Consider the following 14,624-nt stretch of genomic DNA (forward strand, 5'->3'; position numbering starts at 1 on the left):
TGGCGAGACGGGGGAAACACAAGGACACGACTGTTGACCGCAGGCGGCGGTTGGCGTTCCGCTGTCGCTCAGGAGGAACCCTATGTCCCGACAGCTGATTTCAGTCGCCGCCGCCTTTCTGATGCTGAGCGCCGCGCCCGCCCTCGCCGAGGTCAAGTCGGCCACGCCGGGCGGCTTCGAGGTCGGCGGCACGGTCGCGATCAGCGCCCCGCCCGCCCGCCTCTGGGCCGTGCTGACCGCGCCCGACGCCTGGTGGAGCCGCGACCACCGCTGGTTCAAGGCCTCGACCCTGTCGCTGGACCTGTCGCCGGGCGGCTGCTGGTGCGAGCGGGCGGCGGACGGCCGCGTGTCGCGCCATCTGGAGACGGCCCTGGTCGAGCCGGGATCGAAGCTGGTCCTACGCGGCGGCCTCGGCCCCTTGCAGGGTCAGGGCGCGAGCGGCGGGCTGACCTTCGAGATCAAGGCCGAAGGCGAGGGCAGTCTCCTGACCTGGGCCTATATCGTCGGCGGCTATACGCCGGGCGGACTGGAGGCCTGGGCCGCGCCGGTCGACGGCGTCCTGTCGGCGCAGCTGGCTAATCTGAAGGCCCGCGTCGAGGCCGATTAGGCCAGCTCGCGGCGGAAGAAGCCGACCACATCGTCCAGCACCGGCGCCTTCTTCCTGAATAGGGGCGAGAAGGTCGCGATCAGGTCGGCGTGGTCCAGCCCTGGATAGAGACGCGCCTCAGAGCGCCCGCCGACCGCCTGCATCCGGTCGTTGAGGATGGTCGTGTCTTCGGCATGGACCACCGCGTCGGCGGTTCCGTGCCCCAGCCACAGCGGCGGGGCGTCGGCCCGCGCAAAGGTCACAGGCTGGGTCAGGGTCGGATCGGGCGCCCGGCCAAAGGCGTTCTGCGACGCCGCAACGTCGAACGGGAGGAAGTCATAGGGGCCCGCCAGTCCCGCCGCCGCCCGGATCAGATCGGGCCGATCCACGGCGGCCATGTAGCGGCGATCCAGGGCGATCATCATGGCCAGATGAGCGCCCGCCGAATGCCCCAGCACGCCCAGGCGCCCGGCGTCGCCGCCATAGGTCGCGGCCAGTTCGCCCGCCCTTCCCGTCGCCGCCGCGGCGTCCTCGATGAAGCTCGGGAAGCGCACCTGGGGCACGACCCGATAGTCCGGCACGAAGACGACAAAGCCGCGCGCCGCCAGCGCCTGGGCCGCCCAGCCATAGACGTCCTTCGACCCCGAATCCCAACCGCCGCCGTAGAAGAAGACCAGCATGGGCAGGTCCGCCGCGCCCACGGGCGCATAGACGTCCATCGTCTGGCGCGGATCATCGCCATAGCGGAGGCCAGAGGCGACCTTGGCCGCGCCCCGGTCGCGCGGCCCCAGGGTGTTGAACAGCGACAGCGGCGAACAGGCCGCCGCCAGTCCCCCCATCAGGGCGGCGAATGCGGGGGCGAACAGGCCTCTACGGGTCAAGTGAGCTCCTGAGGATGGGCAAAGAATGACCTTCTACGCACGAAGGCGCCGTTCGGCCCAATGCAGAGCCGCAACAGGGCTGAACGTCACACTTCACTCACTGATTTGTCGCATAAGATTTACATTCCAGAAATTAAGCGCATAATTCGATCTGAGTCCGGAGCGAATTCCGGCCAAGGGAGGATATCGCATGCGCCTGTCCGTCGCCGTCGTCTCGGCCCTGCTGCTCGCCGGAGCCGCGCCCGCCCTGGCCCATACGCCCGACCAAAGTCCGCACAGTCAGCCCCAGCCGACGCGCGTCTCGACCGCCCAGCCCCAGCGCGTGGTGCTGATCTGCGACGCCGACGCCGCGACCCGCAGCGCCTTTGCTCGCGAATACGGCGCGGAGCCGGTCTTCCTGACCGCCCGCGAAGCCGCCGAAGCCAGGACGTCCGGCCAGGCCTGGACCACCCCGCGCTGCATGACCGAGCGCGAGCATGGCCGCTACCTTCAACTGACCCAGGCCTACGCCGCACGCTAAGCCCCGGTTCCGGAACGACAAAGGGCGCGGCCATCGCTGGCCGCGCCCTTCTTTGTGGCTCAGACGCCCGGCCCTATTTGGCCAGATACTTGTCCAGCCAGCCGAAGACCTCATTGTGCCATTGCAGGCTGTTGGCCGGCTTCAGCACCCAGTGGTTCTCATTGGGGAAGAAGACCAGTCGGCTGTCGATGCCGCGGCGTTGCAGGGCGGTGAAGGTCGACAGGCCCTGAGCCGTCGGGATGCGGTAGTCGAGGTCGCCCTGGACCACCAGCATCGGCGTCTTCCAGTTCTGGACGTGGTTGGCCGGATTGAACTTCTGATAGCCCTCCGGGTTTTCCCACGGCGTGCCGCCGTATTCCCACTCGGTGAACCACAGCTCCTCGGTCGAATAGCCCATGCCGAAGGTGTCGAAGACGCCGTCGTGGTTGACCAGGCATTTGAACGCATCCGACCAGTTGCCGGCGATCCAGTTGATCATATAGCCGCCATACGACGCGCCCAGGGCGCAGGCGTTGTTCCCATCCAGGAAGCCGTACTTCTGCTGCGCGAAGGCCCAGCCCTTTTGCAGGTCTTCCAGCGGGCGGTCGCCCCAGTGCTGGCTGATGGCGTCGGTGAATTCCTGGCCGTAGCCGGTCGAGCCGTGGAAATCGATCATCACCACCGCATAGCCGGCGCCCGCATAGGTCTCGGGGTTCCAGCGATAGGACCAGCCGTTGCCGAACGAACCCTGCGGCCCGCCGTGGATCAGGAAGGCGACCGGGTACTTCTGGCCCTCGACATAGTTCGCCGGCTTGATGACGTAGCCATGCACCGTCTCGTCGTTCCAGCCGGGGAAGCTGAACTGCTCGAACGCGCCAAAGGCCTTGTTCGCCAGCTGCGGATTCACGTTCGTCAGACGGCGCGGCATTTCCCGACCGCGCCAGGTCTTGAAATAGAGGTCGGCGGGCGAGGTCAGGGTGTCCAGGGCATAGACGAAGCCCGAGGGCGTCTGGCCAAAGGCGCCGACATGGCCTTCGCCGGTCAGCGGCATGACCGAGCCGTTGCGGGCGTCGATGGCGAACAGCTTGGTCTGACCCACGTCGCCGGCGGTGGCGTACAGGGTCTTGCCGTCCTTCGACCATTGCAGGCTGTCGGCCGAACGGTCCCAGTTGGCCGCGATCTGGCGCGTCTGGCCGGTGGCCACATCGCGCAGGAAGACGGCGTACTTGTCGGCCTCGAAGCCCGGACGGGCCATGGCGCGATAGGCCAGGGTCTGGCCGTCCGGCGAGAAGACCGGGCCGGTGTCCCAGGCCGGGTTCGCTTCGGTCAGATTGGTCAGCTGGCCGGGCGCCGAAACCGCCACGCTGTAGAGGTCGAAGTTGGTGCTCCACGGCTCGCTCTTACCGGCCTTGCGGGCCGAGAAGACCAGGGACCGGCCGTCGGGGGCGAAGGTGAACTCGCTCTCGTCGCCGAAGGGCTTGGAGGGGGTGTCGCCGTCAAAGCCTTTCGTCACCCAGACCGGATCGCCGCCGGCCTTGCCGTCCGCGCCGATGGTCTGGACGAAGAGGTGGTTCTGGGTGTGGTCGCTCCACGCATCCCAGTGGCGCACGAACATGCGGTCATAGACCTGACCCGTCGACTTGACTTCGGCAGCGGCCTTGGCGCGCTCGACCGAGGCGTTCAGGTCGGGCGCCTCGGGATAGACGGCGAGGGACACGGCGACCGCGTCGCCCGCCGCATTTACCCGGTAGGCGTTGACGTCGGTCGGCAGGCTGGTGACTTGCGTCGCCGTCGCGCCCTTGTCGCCCGACACCCAGACCTGGCTCGAACCCGAACGGCCCGACAGGAAGTAGAGCTTGCCGTCGGCGCCCCAGCGCGCCGTGTTGGCGCCGCCCTCGGAGATGGCCAGCTTCTGCGCCTCGCCCTCACCCTTCAGGCTCAGGATGTAGAGGGCGCTGGAGCGCTTGTTGGCCGCCACGTCCGTCTGGGTCAGCGAATAGACCACCCAGTCGCCGTCCGGCGACACCTGGGGATCGCCCAGGCGATTGGCCGAAATCATGTCCTGATAGGTGAAGGCGTTGCTGGCCGCCGGGGTCGAGACCGCAGCCGCCGGAACGGGCGCCTCGGCCAGGGCCGGCAGGGCCGAGGCCGTCAGCAGGGCCACGGCGCTGAGGCCGCTCAGAAGGTGGGGCAGATGACGCATGGGCGATGATCCTCTCGGCTTCGCGAAATTCTTGGCCGCAGGCGTAGCACCGGCGACGCTGGCGTCAAACCCGCGAGGATGGTCACGACCGCTTGCCGCCGTCGCCGGGACCGGCGACAAGCAGGAACGATGAGACCGCCCGTTCCTGCCCCCCATATCGTCGACGTGCTGATCGCCGAGCGCGCCCCGCGCCTGACGCGGTCGGCCGCATGGCCCCTGGTCCGCCCCGCCCTCTACGGCCTGCTGGACTACGCCAAGGCCCGCCGCATGGCCGATGCCATCGGCCCGATGGGCGGGCGTCAGGCGCTGGACCACGTGTCCGACCTGCTGGACCTGACGGTCGAGACGCAGAACCTGAGCCGCCTGCCGGCTGCAGGCCGCTGCCTGGTCGTCTGCAACCACCCGACCGGCATCGCCGACGGCCTGGCCGTCCACGACGCCCTGCGCACCGTGCGCGACGACCTGATCTATTTCGCCAACGCCGATGCGCTCCGCGTCTCGCCCCGCCTGTCGGAAACCGTCGTCCCGGTCGAATGGGTCACGGCCAAGCGCACCCGCGAAAAGACCCGCGCCACGCTGCAATCGGCGAAAGACGCCTTCGAAGCCGAACGCTGCGTCGTCATGTTCCCCGCCGGACGCCTGGCCCGCGTCGACGATCAAGGCCGCCTGACTGATCCCGAATGGGCCACGACTGCCGCCTCCCTGGCGCGCAAGTACGACGCCCCCGTGGTCCCGATCCACGTCGCCGGGCCGACCAGCCGCCTGTTCCACCTGTTCGACCGCTTCTCCCAGGAACTGCGCGACATCACCCTCTTCCACGAATTGCTGAACAAGCAGGGCCGCGCCTTCGACCTCAGCGTCGGCCTGCCTATCCCGCCCGACGCGCTCGACATCGACGCCGCCCGCGCCACCGAGGCGCTGAAAGCCTTCGTCGAACGCACCCTGGCCGCCGACCCCGACGCGGTGTTCGCATGACGACCTTTGAACTGCCCGACGCCGAGGCCACCACCCGCCTGGGTCAGGCCATCGCCCCCCTGCTGGAGCCCGGCGAATCCGTCCTGCTCTACGGCCCGCTCGGCATGGGCAAGTCGACCCTGGCGCGCGGCCTGATCCGCGCCCTGACCTCGCCCGACGAGGACGTGCCGTCGCCGACCTTCACCCTGGTCCAGTTCTATGAGAGCGACCCGCCCGTCGCCCATTTCGACCTTTACCGCCTGACCCGCCCCGAAGAAGCCTTCGAGATCGGTCTGGACGAGGCGCTGGACGAAGGCTGCGCCCTGATCGAATGGCCCGAACGCCTGGGCGACGACCCCGGCCATATGCTCGGTCCTGACCGGCTGAGCATCACCATCGCCGAAGACGGCGAAGGCCGCCTTGCGACCGTATCTGGCGCAGGGGCGTGGGAAGCGAAACTGAAGGAAGTCCATGTCTGACCGCGAAGCCCTCCGTCTCGATTTTCTGCGCTCGGCCGGTCTGGCCGAGGCCGTCCGCGCGCCCCTGCCCGGCGACGCCTCGACGCGCCGCTACGAGCGCCTGACCACGGCCTCGGGCGCGACCCTGATGCTGATGGATCAGGCCCCTGCCGCCGAGAGCCAGCCCTGCGATCCATCCTGGACGCCGGAACAGCGCCACGCCCATGGCTGGAACGCCGTCGCCCGCCTGTCGGCCGGCCGCATCGAGGCCTTCGCCGCCGTCGCCGCCCACCTGAAGTCGCTCGGCCTGTCGGCGCCCGACATCGTCGCCGTCGACGCCCCCAACGGTCTGGCCGTGATTGAGGACTTCGGCGACGCCCTGTTCGCCAACGTCATCAACGAGGGCGCCGAGGAAGCCCCCCTCTACCGCGCCGCCGTCGAGGCCCTGGCCGTCCTGCACGCCGCCCCGACGCCCGATGTCCTGAGCGGGGCTGCGGGCGACTGGCCCCTGCTGACCTATGACCAGACGGCGCTTCAGGGCGGCGCCGACCTGTTTGTCGAATGGCTGCCGAAGCTGATCCCGTCGCTGAGCTTCGACGACGCCGCCGTCGCCGAATGGCGCGCCGCCTGGGCCCCGATCACGGCGGCGGGCGAGGCCGGCGCATCCGTCATGGCCCACCGCGACTATCACGCCGAGAACCTGATCCGGCTGGATGGCCGGACCGGCGCCGCCTCGGTCGGCCTGATCGACTTTCAGGACGCGGTGAAGGCCCACCCGTCGTGGGACCTCCACTCCCTGTTGCAGGACGCCCGCCGCGACGTCTCGCCCGAGTTGGAGGCTCTGGCGCTCGACCACTATTTCGCCCTGCGCCCCGACACCGACCGCGAGGCCTTCATGGCCGCCTACGCCGGTCTGGCGGCGCTGAACGAGGCGCGCATCCTCGGCGTCTTCGCCCGCCTGATCGCCCGCGACGCCAAGCCCAAATACGCCGCCTTCATGCCGCGCATGTGGGCCCACCTGAACGCCAACCTGAAGGCGCCCGGCCTCGAAGCCGTCGCCGCCTGGATGGACCGCCACGTGCCGGAGGATGTGCGTCGATGATCTTGAGATCCTCTGTCATCCCGGCCGCAGCGCAGCGGAGAGCCGGGACCCAGGCCTCGGCTTCGGGCATCTGCCGCATGGGTTCCGGATCGTCCCTTCGGGCCGTCCGGAATGACGGACATGGAGACGCCGCATGACCGCTCCCACCACCGCCCCCAAGACCGCCCCCAAGATGGCCATGGTCCTCGCCGCCGGGCTAGGCACGCGAATGCGCCCCCTGACCGACGACCGGCCCAAGGCCCTGGTCGAGGTCGGCGGTAAAGCCCTGATCGACCATGTCCTCGACCGGCTGACTGAGGCGGGCGTGGAAAAGGCAGTGGTCAACGTCCACTGGTTCGCCGACCGCCTTGAAAGCCATCTGGCAGCCCGCACACAGCCCGCCATCGTCATCGCCGATGAACGCGCCGAACTGCTGGAGACCGGCGGAGGCCTGAAGAAGGCCCGTCCCCTGCTCGGCGATGATCCCGTCTTCGTGGCCAATATCGACAGCGTCTGGATCGACCGGGGCGACGCGCTCGGCGATCTGATCCGCCTCTGGGACCCCGAGCGCATGGACGCCGCCCTGCTGCTGGCCCGGCGCGAAGGTGCCATCGGCTTCGAGGGCGGCGGCGACTTCTTCCTCGGCGATGACGGGGCCCTGACCTTCCGGGGCGAGGCGGCCACCGCGCCCTTCGCCTATATGGGCGTCCACATCACCCGGCCCGGCTACGCCGACGCCGGCCCCGACGGCCCCTTCTCGCTCAGCCCCCTGTGGCGCCAATCCGCCGCCGAGGGCCGCCTCCACGGGTGCGTGCTGGACGGCGACTGGATGCACGTCGGCGACCCGCAGGCCCGCGACGAGGCCGAAGCGCGACTGAAAGACGAGAACTGACCATGTCGGGGGGCCGCTTCGATCCGTTTGCCGGAACCGGGCCGCGCTGGCGCGCCGTGCCCGCCTGGCGGCCCTTCCTCGAAGACCTCGCGGCGGGCGTGCTCGACTGGCTGGGCGATCAGACGCCCGAGACCCTGACCGACGCCACCATCCTGCTGCCCAACCGCCGCGCCGCCCGCGCCTTCTCCTCGGCCCTGGGCAAGCTGGCCGGCGACCGCCCCGTCCTGTTGCCCCAGGTCCGCCCGCTCGGCGATCTGGAAGAGGACGAGCCGCCCTTCGCCCCCTGCGAACTGGGTCTGGACCTGCCCCCCGCCATCGCCCCCCTGACGCGCCGTTTCGAGATGGCGCGGATGATCGTCGAAGAGTTCGAGCCGGGCCTGAAACCCCTGCGCGCCCTCGAAATGGCCGATGCCCTGGGCGGCTTCCTCGATTCCTGCCAACTCGAAGAAGTCTCCGACCTGTCGCGCATCGCCGGGCTGGCCGAACAGGATCTGGCCGCCCACTGGCAGGACAGCGCCCGCTTCCTCGGCCTCGCCGTCGAGGCCTGGCCTAAGCGGCTGGAGGCGCTCGGCCTGGTCGATTCTGCTTGGCGCCGCGCCGCCCTGCTGCGCCGTCTGGCCGAGGCCTGGGACGCACGGCCGCCGCAACAGCCCGTCATCGCCGCCGGTTCGACCGGCACCGTCCCCGCCGCCGCCGACGTCCTGGCCGCCGTGGCGCGGGCGCCCCAGGGCGTGGTCGTCCTGCCCGGCCTCGACCTCGACCTAGCCGACGACGTCTGGCAGCGCATCGACGACCAGCACCCGCAGGCCGCGCTGAAGGCCTTGCTGACCCGCGCCGACATCTCGCGCGATCAGGTCCGACCCTGGTTCAAGCCCGCCGTCGAGCCCCGCATCGAGGCGCGCGGTCTGGCCCGCCAGCGCCTGATCAACGAGGCCCTGCGCCCCGCCGAGGCCACCGACGACTGGCGCGCCGAGATCGCCCGCCTGCGCGCCGACGCCGCCGAAGCGGGGCAAGCCGCCGATCCCATCAACGAGGGCTTGAAGGGCCTGTCCGCCCTCAGCGTCCGCGCCGAGGAAGAAGCCGCCACCGCCATCGCCCTGCTGATGCGCGAGACCCTGGAACGGCCCGGCGAGACCTGCGCCCTCGTTACCCCCGATCTGGACCTGTCGCGCCGCGTCGAGGCCCGGCTGGCGCGCTGGAACATCATCCCCGACGCCTCGACCGGCGCCCCCCTGTCGCGGATGAGCGCAGGCGTCCTGGTCGATCTCTGCGCCCGCTTCATCGAGACCCCGCTCAAGCCCCAGACCCTGCTGGCCCTGATCAAGCATCCCCTGACCCGGCTCGACCTCGGCGAAACCAGCTTGCCCGACGCCGCCTCGGCGCTGGAGGAACACGCCCTGCGCGGGCCGCGTCCGCGCGACTGGTCCGAGATCCAGACGCGCCTGAACAAGGCCGCCGAACCCGGTCGCGGCGGACAGCCCCTGCCCGAATGGAAGGCCGCCCGCCTGTCCGGCGCCCGCGCCCTCGCCGCGCGGCTGGAAGCCCTCGCCGCCGAGGCCCTGTCCGCGTTCACGCCGACCGCAGCCCCCGACGCCGCCGCTCGCGCCCTGACCGCCCTGATCGAGGCCCTCGCCGGTCAGAACGCCTGGGCCGGTCCCGACGGCGAGGCCGCCGCCTCCCTGCTGTCGGCCCTGATCGACGGCGGCGGGTCCCTGGGCGCGGTCAGCCGCGCCGACTTCGCCGCTCTGATCGCCGGCCTGCTGGGCGAGGAGACGGTGCGCACCGGCGGCGCCACCCATCCGCGCCTGCGGATTCTCGGCGCCATCGAGGCCCGCCTGACCCGCGCCGACCGCATGATCCTGGCCGGGCTGGAAGAAGGCGTCTGGCCCCGCCCCGCCCCGGTCGATCCCTTCCTGTCGCGCCCTATGCGCAAGACCCTGGGCCTGCCCACGCCCGAGCGGCGTCTGGGCCAAACGGCCCAGGACTTCGTCCAGGCCGCCTGCGCCGACGAGGCCGTCCTGATCCACTGCGAGCGGCGCGGCGGCCAGCCCGCCGTGCGCTCGCGCTGGCTGTGGCGCCTCGAAATGCTGACGCGCGGCGCTGACGCCCCCGCCACGCCCGTCGCCATCCCCGCGCCCGCCGGTCTGGCCGACTGGACCCGCGCCCTCGACGCCCCGCCGCCCGGCGCCGCCCGCTTCGCCCCGCGCCCCATGCCGCGCCCACCGGTCGAGCGCCGCCCGCGCAGCCTCTATGTCACCCGCATCGAACGCTGGGTGCGCGACCCCTACGCCATCTACGCCCAGTGGGTGCTGGGCCTGAACATCATGGACCGTCCCGGCGCCTCAGCCGAGGCGATGGCGCGCGGCAATGCGGTGCACAAGGCCATCGAGCGCATGACCCTGATGTGGCCCCACGTCCTGCCCGACGACTGCGAGGCCCAGATCGAACAGTTGCTGATCGAGGAGCTGACCGCCCACGGCTTTGAAGACGCCGCCATGGCCCGCGAGACGCCGCTGGCCCGCAACTGCGCCCGCTGGCTGGCCGGGTTCGAGGCCGAGCGCCGGGCGCGCGGCGTCACCCTGTTGATCGAACAGCAGGGGACCATGACCTTCGACGCCACCGCCGGCCCCTTCACCATGAAGGCCTATGCCGACCGCATCGAGGTGGGCGCGACCGGCGCCGCCATCATGGACTTCAAGACCGGCGGCGTGCCGTCGGGCAAGCAGGTCAAGGCGGGCTTCGCGCCCCAGCTGACCCTGACCGCCGCCATTCTCGCTGACGGCGGGTTCAAGGACACCAACGGCCCCGTCCCTGCCGACGAACTGACCTATGTCCGCGTCGTCGGCCGCAAGAAGGCGGGCGAGGTCGCGGTGCGCGCCGCTGGTCCCGAAGCCGCCGCTCTGGGCGAGGCGGCGCTGGAAGGCCTGAAGAAGCGGGTCGCCCGCTTTGACCACCCCGACACCCCCTATGTCTCCTGGGCCGCGCCCCAGTTCATGGGCAACTATGGCGGCAACTACGACCATCTGGCCCGCGTCTGGGAATGGCACGTCGTCGGCGGCGAAGAAGGCGACAGCGAATGAACATCGCCACCCCGCACATGACGCCGCGCCCCGACCCGCAGATCCGCGCTGCCGATCCGGCCCTGTCGGTCTTCGTCACCGCCAACGCCGGCTCGGGCAAGACCACCACCCTGGTCAGCCGCGTGGCCCGCCTGCTGCTGGGCGGGGCCGGGGCCTCGGCCATCCTCTGCGTCACCTACACCAAGGCCGCCGCCGCCGAGATGCAAGCCCGCCTGTTCGAGACCCTGGGCAAGTGGGCGGTCATGGACGACGCCGCCCTGTCCGCCGAACTGGCCCGGCTGGACGCCAGCGATCCCGAAAGCCTCAACCCAGCCCGCCTGTCCGAGGCGCGCCGCCTGTTCGCCCGCGCGCTGGAGACGCCGGGCGGGCTGAAGATCCAGACCATCCACGCCTTCTGCGAAAAGCTGCTGCGCCGCTTCCCCATCGAGGCGGGCGTCTCGCCGCGCTTCACCGTGCTGGAAAACGAAGCCGCCATCGCCCTCAGCCACGCCGCGCGCGAAGAGCTGGCCCGCGCCGCGCTGAGAGACCCCGAGGGTCCGGTGGGTCAGGCCTACAGCCATTTCGCCGTCGAGCTGGACTGGGGCCGCTTCGAGAGCCTGCTGGCCATGATCGAGGCCCGGCGCGCCGACCTGACCGACTACGTCGCCCGCGTCGGCGACGGCGCGGCCCCCGGCCCCCACGCCCTGACCGGCGCCGATCCAGACCAGACGCCCGACGACATTGAGGCCGACTTCATCCGCTGGCTGGACCGGGGCGAGGTCCGCCGCATGGCCGAGCTGATGGCGACGGGCGGCAAGACCGACAAGGACCGCGCCGCCGAACTGATCCACGCCCTCGACCACGAGTGGAGCTTCCACGGCTTCGGTGTCGTCTTCCTCACCGGCACAGGGTCGCCGCGCAAGTCGATGGCGACCAAGCAGGCCCCGCCCGACGCCGGCGGCTGGCTGACCGATCTGCAGGCCAAGTACTTGGCCACGCTGGACGTGATGCGCGCCGCCAAGGTCGCCGCCGACACTATCAAACTTCTGACCCTGGCCGTGGCCCACGCCGCCTTCTACGAGGCGGCCAAGGCCGAGCGCGGGGCGCTGGACTTCTCCGACCTGGTGGCCAAGACCGTCGATCTGCTGACCACGCGCTCGACCGCCGCCTGGGTGCTCTACAAGCTGGACGGCGGCATCGACCACGTCCTGATCGACGAGGCCCAGGACACGGCCCCCGAGCAGTGGGCCATCATGCGCGCCCTGACCGGCGAGTTCTTCTCGGGCGAAGAGACCGACCGCACCGTCTTCGCCGTCGGCGATGAAAAGCAGTCGATCTACTCCTTCCAGGGCGCCCGCCCCGAACGCCTGCGTCAGGAATCCCAGGTCTATGACGCACTGATCCGGGCCTCCGGTTCCGCCTTCGAAGGCGTGCCGCTGGAGACCTCCTATCGCTCGACCGAGGACGTCCTCGCCTTCGTCGATCACGCCTTCGCCGATCCCGAGCGCACCCGCGCCCTGGTGGGCGAGGCGGGCGACATCCCCCGCCACCTGCCCGCCCGCGTCGGCCAGCGCGGCAGCGTCGACCTCTGGCCCCTGTTCATGGACGAGGCCCCGCCCGAGCGCGACGCCTGGGACGACCCCGTCGATGAGGAAGGCGTCGCCGGCGCCCGCAAGCGCATGGCCGCCGCCCTGGCCCAGGAGATCAGGCGTCAGGTCGAGACCGGCGCCACCGTCTATGACCGCAACACGCGCCAGCCCCGCGCCAGCGGCTATGGCGACTTCCTCATCCTGGTGCGCCGCCGCGACGCCACGTTTGAAGAGATCATCCGCGCCCTGAAGAGCGCCGGCGTGCCCGTCGCCGGGGCCGACCGGCTGAAACTGTCGAGCCACATCGTCTTCGACGATCTCAAGGCCCTGGCCCGCTTCGCCCTCTTCCCCGGCGACGACCTGTCGTTGGCCGAGGTGCTGCGCAGCCCCTTCTGCGACGTGGACGAGGCCTCGCTCTATGATCTGGCCGGGCGCGAGAAACGTCAGGGCCTTTGGCGCGAACTGAAGAGCCGCGCCGATGAACGCCCCGAATGGCGCCGCGCTCTGGAACTGTGCCTGAGCGCCCGCGCCGCCCGCGACAGCGATCCCTTCGCCTTCTTCTCGACCCTACTCAACCGGGTGGACGACACGGGCGTCTCGGGCCGCGCCCGTGTCCTGACCCGCTTGGGGCGCGAGGCCGAGGAAGCCATCGACGAGACCCTCAATCAGGTCCTGGCCGCCGAGAACCGGGGCGGGACCGATCTCGAAACCTGCCTCGCCCTGCTGGAAGCCGCCGACGTCGAGGTGAAGCGCGAACTGGAAGGCCCGCGCGGCGAGGTCCGCGTCATGACCGTCCACGGCGCCAAGGGGCTGGAGGCGCCCGTCGTCATCCTGCCCGACACCACGATGAAGGCGAAGGCCCAAGGCCCGAGCCTGATGCCCGTCGCGCTGGACGCCATCGGCATGGGCGACGGCGAGGCCTGGCTGATGTGCCCCGGCTCATCCAAGGAAGACTGCGCCGCCTCCGAGGCCGCCCGCGCCGCACGCGAGGCCCGCGTCAGCGACGAATCCCTGCGCCTGCTCTACGTCGCCCTGACCCGCGCCCGCGACCGCGTCATCATCATGGGCCGAGGCTCCAAGCGCGCCCCCGAACCCGGCGACTGGTGGTCGGTCATCGAGGAGACCTTCAACCGCCTCGGCGATGAGGTCCGCACGCTGGACAACAACGTCCGCCGCTACGGCGTCGATCTCGACGTTCTGCCCGCCGTGACCGCTGCCGCCGAGTCCCGCCCCGAGGCCCCGGACTGGACGCGCACGACCCCCGCCCGCGACGCCGCCGCCCGCTTCGCCTCGCCGTCGCAGATGCAGGAGCAGAAGCGCATCCCCGCGCCGTCTCCGCTCGCGCGCGGCGAAGGTCCCGGCGCCGGTCTGGGCCGTTTCCGGCGCGGCGACCTGATCCACCGCCTGCTGGAGCGCCTGCCCGACATCGCCGCCCACGACCGGCCCGACGCCGCCGCCCGGATGCTGGCGCGCGAGCGCGACCTGTCGGACGAACAGCGCGCCGAGATGATCGGGGCCGCCTTCGCCGTGCTGGACGATGCGCGGTTCGCGCCCGTCTTCGGCCAGGGCTCTCGCGCCGAGGTGGCCCTGACCGGCTCCTCGCCCGACCTGCCGTCCGGCGTCTCCATCTCAGGCCGCATCGACCGGCTGGTGGTCACGCCCGAACGGGTGCTGGTGGTGGACTTCAAGTCCAACCGCCCGGCCCCCGATCATGTCGAGGACGCTGACCCCGCCTATGTGCTGCAGATGGCGATCTATACCGCCGTGCTGAAGCGCCTCTATCCCGATCGCGCCGTCGAGGCGGCCCTGGTCTGGACCGACGGACCGAAGCTGATGGCCGTGCCGCAAAGCCTGATGGACGCGGCGCTTTCAAATGCGCGTTGATTTGTGGAGCAATCGCTCCCACATCTGCGACTGATATCAACGCGCTCAAGCAGCGAGGTCCTGCGGACCGAGCGTTAGCGCACTAAAAATGCGTGCTCAAGCAGCGAGGCCCCGCGGGCCGAGCGTTAGCACCCCTAAAAGGAGAGCCATTCATGGCGACTGTCAAAGTCACCGACGAAAGCTTCGACGCCGACGTCCTGAAATCCTCGACCCCCGTCCTGGTGGACTTCTGGGCCGAGTGGTGCGGCCCCTGCAAGCAGATCGGCCCGGCGCTGGAACAGATCGCCGACGAGCTGTCGGGCAAGGTGACGATCGCCAAGATCAACATCGACGACAGCCCCATGACCCCGTCCAAGATGGGCGTCAAAGGCATCCCGACCCTGATGCTGTTCAAGGACGGCCAGCTGGCTTCGATGAAGGTCGGCGCCATGCCCAAGGGCAAGATCGTCGAATGGCTAGCCGAAGCCGGCGTCAAGGCCGACTGACGAGCTTCGCCTTCGAGAACTAAAGAGGCGGCGCATCCCAGGGTGCGCCGCTT

The 14,624-nt window shown here is 70.4% G+C and carries 11 protein-coding genes; 9 read left to right on the forward strand and 2 right to left on the reverse strand.

Translation table 11 applies throughout. The features are described 5' to 3' along the window. The first annotated feature begins 82 nt into the window (after positions 1-82). The gene (locus DXK21_RS05710; protein ID WP_114816809.1) at positions 83-607 is read left to right on the forward strand and encodes an SRPBCC family protein; all 525 of its coding nucleotides are present in this window, start codon (positions 83-85) and stop codon (positions 605-607) included. Here DXK21_RS05710 and DXK21_RS05715 read toward each other — a convergent pair. Then, on the reverse strand, positions 604-1,467 hold the full coding sequence (locus tag DXK21_RS05715; protein WP_114816810.1) for an alpha/beta hydrolase: 864 nt from the start codon (positions 1,465-1,467) through the stop codon (positions 604-606). The genes DXK21_RS05710 and DXK21_RS05715 overlap by 4 nt on opposite strands. A 190-nt stretch (positions 1,468-1,657) precedes the next feature. Between DXK21_RS05715 and DXK21_RS05720 the strand changes: the two genes are divergently transcribed. Next, positions 1,658-1,987 carry a hypothetical protein gene (locus DXK21_RS05720; RefSeq protein ID WP_114816811.1) on the forward strand — a complete coding sequence of 110 codons (330 nt, stop codon included), beginning with the start codon at positions 1,658-1,660 and terminating at the stop codon, positions 1,985-1,987. A gap of 73 nt (positions 1,988-2,060) precedes the next feature. Here the strand turns inward: DXK21_RS05720 and DXK21_RS05725 are convergent, their stop codons facing one another. Beyond that, positions 2,061-4,169 carry a S9 family peptidase gene (locus tag DXK21_RS05725; RefSeq protein ID WP_114816812.1) on the reverse strand — a complete coding sequence of 703 codons (2,109 nt, stop codon included), beginning with the start codon at positions 4,167-4,169 and terminating at the stop codon, positions 2,061-2,063. 129 nt (positions 4,170-4,298) lie between these two features. On the opposite strand from DXK21_RS05725, the gene DXK21_RS05730 reads away from it, so the two are divergent. The 7 genes from DXK21_RS05730 (at position 4,299) to trxA (ending at position 14,571) form a co-directional block, all read left to right on the forward strand. Next, on the forward strand, positions 4,299-5,144 hold the full coding sequence (locus DXK21_RS05730; protein ID WP_114816813.1) for a GNAT family N-acetyltransferase: 846 nt from the start codon (positions 4,299-4,301) through the stop codon (positions 5,142-5,144). After that, the gene (gene tsaE, locus DXK21_RS05735) at positions 5,141-5,602 is read left to right on the forward strand and encodes a tRNA (adenosine(37)-N6)-threonylcarbamoyltransferase complex ATPase subunit type 1 TsaE (RefSeq protein ID WP_114816814.1); all 462 of its coding nucleotides are present in this window, start codon (positions 5,141-5,143) and stop codon (positions 5,600-5,602) included. The genes DXK21_RS05730 and tsaE overlap by 4 nt, the downstream gene beginning before the upstream one ends. Next, entirely contained in the window at positions 5,595-6,683 is a 1,089-nt protein-coding gene (gene amgK, locus DXK21_RS05740) for an N-acetylmuramate/N-acetylglucosamine kinase AmgK (protein WP_114816815.1), read from the forward strand. The genes tsaE and amgK overlap by 8 nt, the downstream gene beginning before the upstream one ends. 178 nt (positions 6,684-6,861) lie before the next feature. Beyond that, the gene (gene murU / locus DXK21_RS05745; protein WP_114816851.1) at positions 6,862-7,554 is read left to right on the forward strand and encodes an N-acetylmuramate alpha-1-phosphate uridylyltransferase MurU; all 693 of its coding nucleotides are present in this window, start codon (positions 6,862-6,864) and stop codon (positions 7,552-7,554) included. Positions 7,555-7,556: 2 nt separating this feature from the next. Continuing rightward, positions 7,557-10,634, forward strand: a complete 3,078-nt coding sequence (gene addB / locus DXK21_RS05750) for a double-strand break repair protein AddB (RefSeq protein ID WP_114816816.1) — start codon at positions 7,557-7,559, stop codon at positions 10,632-10,634. Further along, complete coding sequence (gene addA, locus DXK21_RS05755; RefSeq protein ID WP_114816817.1) at positions 10,631-14,086, forward strand: double-strand break repair helicase AddA; 3,456 nt, start codon at positions 10,631-10,633, stop codon at positions 14,084-14,086. Before addB ends, addA begins: the two co-directional genes overlap by 4 nt. 152 nt (positions 14,087-14,238) lie before the next feature. Beyond that, positions 14,239-14,571, forward strand: coding sequence for a thioredoxin TrxA (gene trxA, locus DXK21_RS05760; protein WP_114816818.1), 333 nt, complete (start codon positions 14,239-14,241; stop codon positions 14,569-14,571). Positions 14,572-14,624: the final 53 nt, after the last annotated feature.

Source organism: Brevundimonas bullata (assembly GCF_003350205.1).
Lineage (GTDB): Bacteria > Pseudomonadota > Alphaproteobacteria > Caulobacterales > Caulobacteraceae > Brevundimonas > Brevundimonas bullata.

Excerpts from the sequence above, each read along its gene's own strand:
- DXK21_RS05725 (WP_114816812.1), bottom strand. The coding sequence starts at position 4,169 with ATGCGTCATCTGCCCCACCTTCTGAGCGGCCTCAGCGCCGTGGCCCTG.
- DXK21_RS05730 (WP_114816813.1), top strand. The coding sequence starts at position 4,299 with ATGAGACCGCCCGTTCCTGCCCCCCATATCGTCGACGTGCTGATCGCC.
- murU (WP_114816851.1), top strand. The coding sequence starts at position 6,862 with ATGGTCCTCGCCGCCGGGCTAGGCACGCGAATGCGCCCCCTGACCGAC.
- addA (WP_114816817.1), top strand. The coding sequence starts at position 10,631 with ATGAACATCGCCACCCCGCACATGACGCCGCGCCCCGACCCGCAGATC.
- DXK21_RS05710 (WP_114816809.1), top strand. The coding sequence starts at position 83 with ATGTCCCGACAGCTGATTTCAGTCGCCGCCGCCTTTCTGATGCTGAGC.
- tsaE (WP_114816814.1), top strand. The coding sequence starts at position 5,141 with ATGACGACCTTTGAACTGCCCGACGCCGAGGCCACCACCCGCCTGGGT.
- DXK21_RS05720 (WP_114816811.1), top strand. The coding sequence starts at position 1,658 with ATGCGCCTGTCCGTCGCCGTCGTCTCGGCCCTGCTGCTCGCCGGAGCC.
- amgK (WP_114816815.1), top strand. The coding sequence starts at position 5,595 with ATGTCTGACCGCGAAGCCCTCCGTCTCGATTTTCTGCGCTCGGCCGGT.
- addB (WP_114816816.1), top strand. The coding sequence starts at position 7,557 with ATGTCGGGGGGCCGCTTCGATCCGTTTGCCGGAACCGGGCCGCGCTGG.
- trxA (WP_114816818.1), top strand. The coding sequence starts at position 14,239 with ATGGCGACTGTCAAAGTCACCGACGAAAGCTTCGACGCCGACGTCCTG.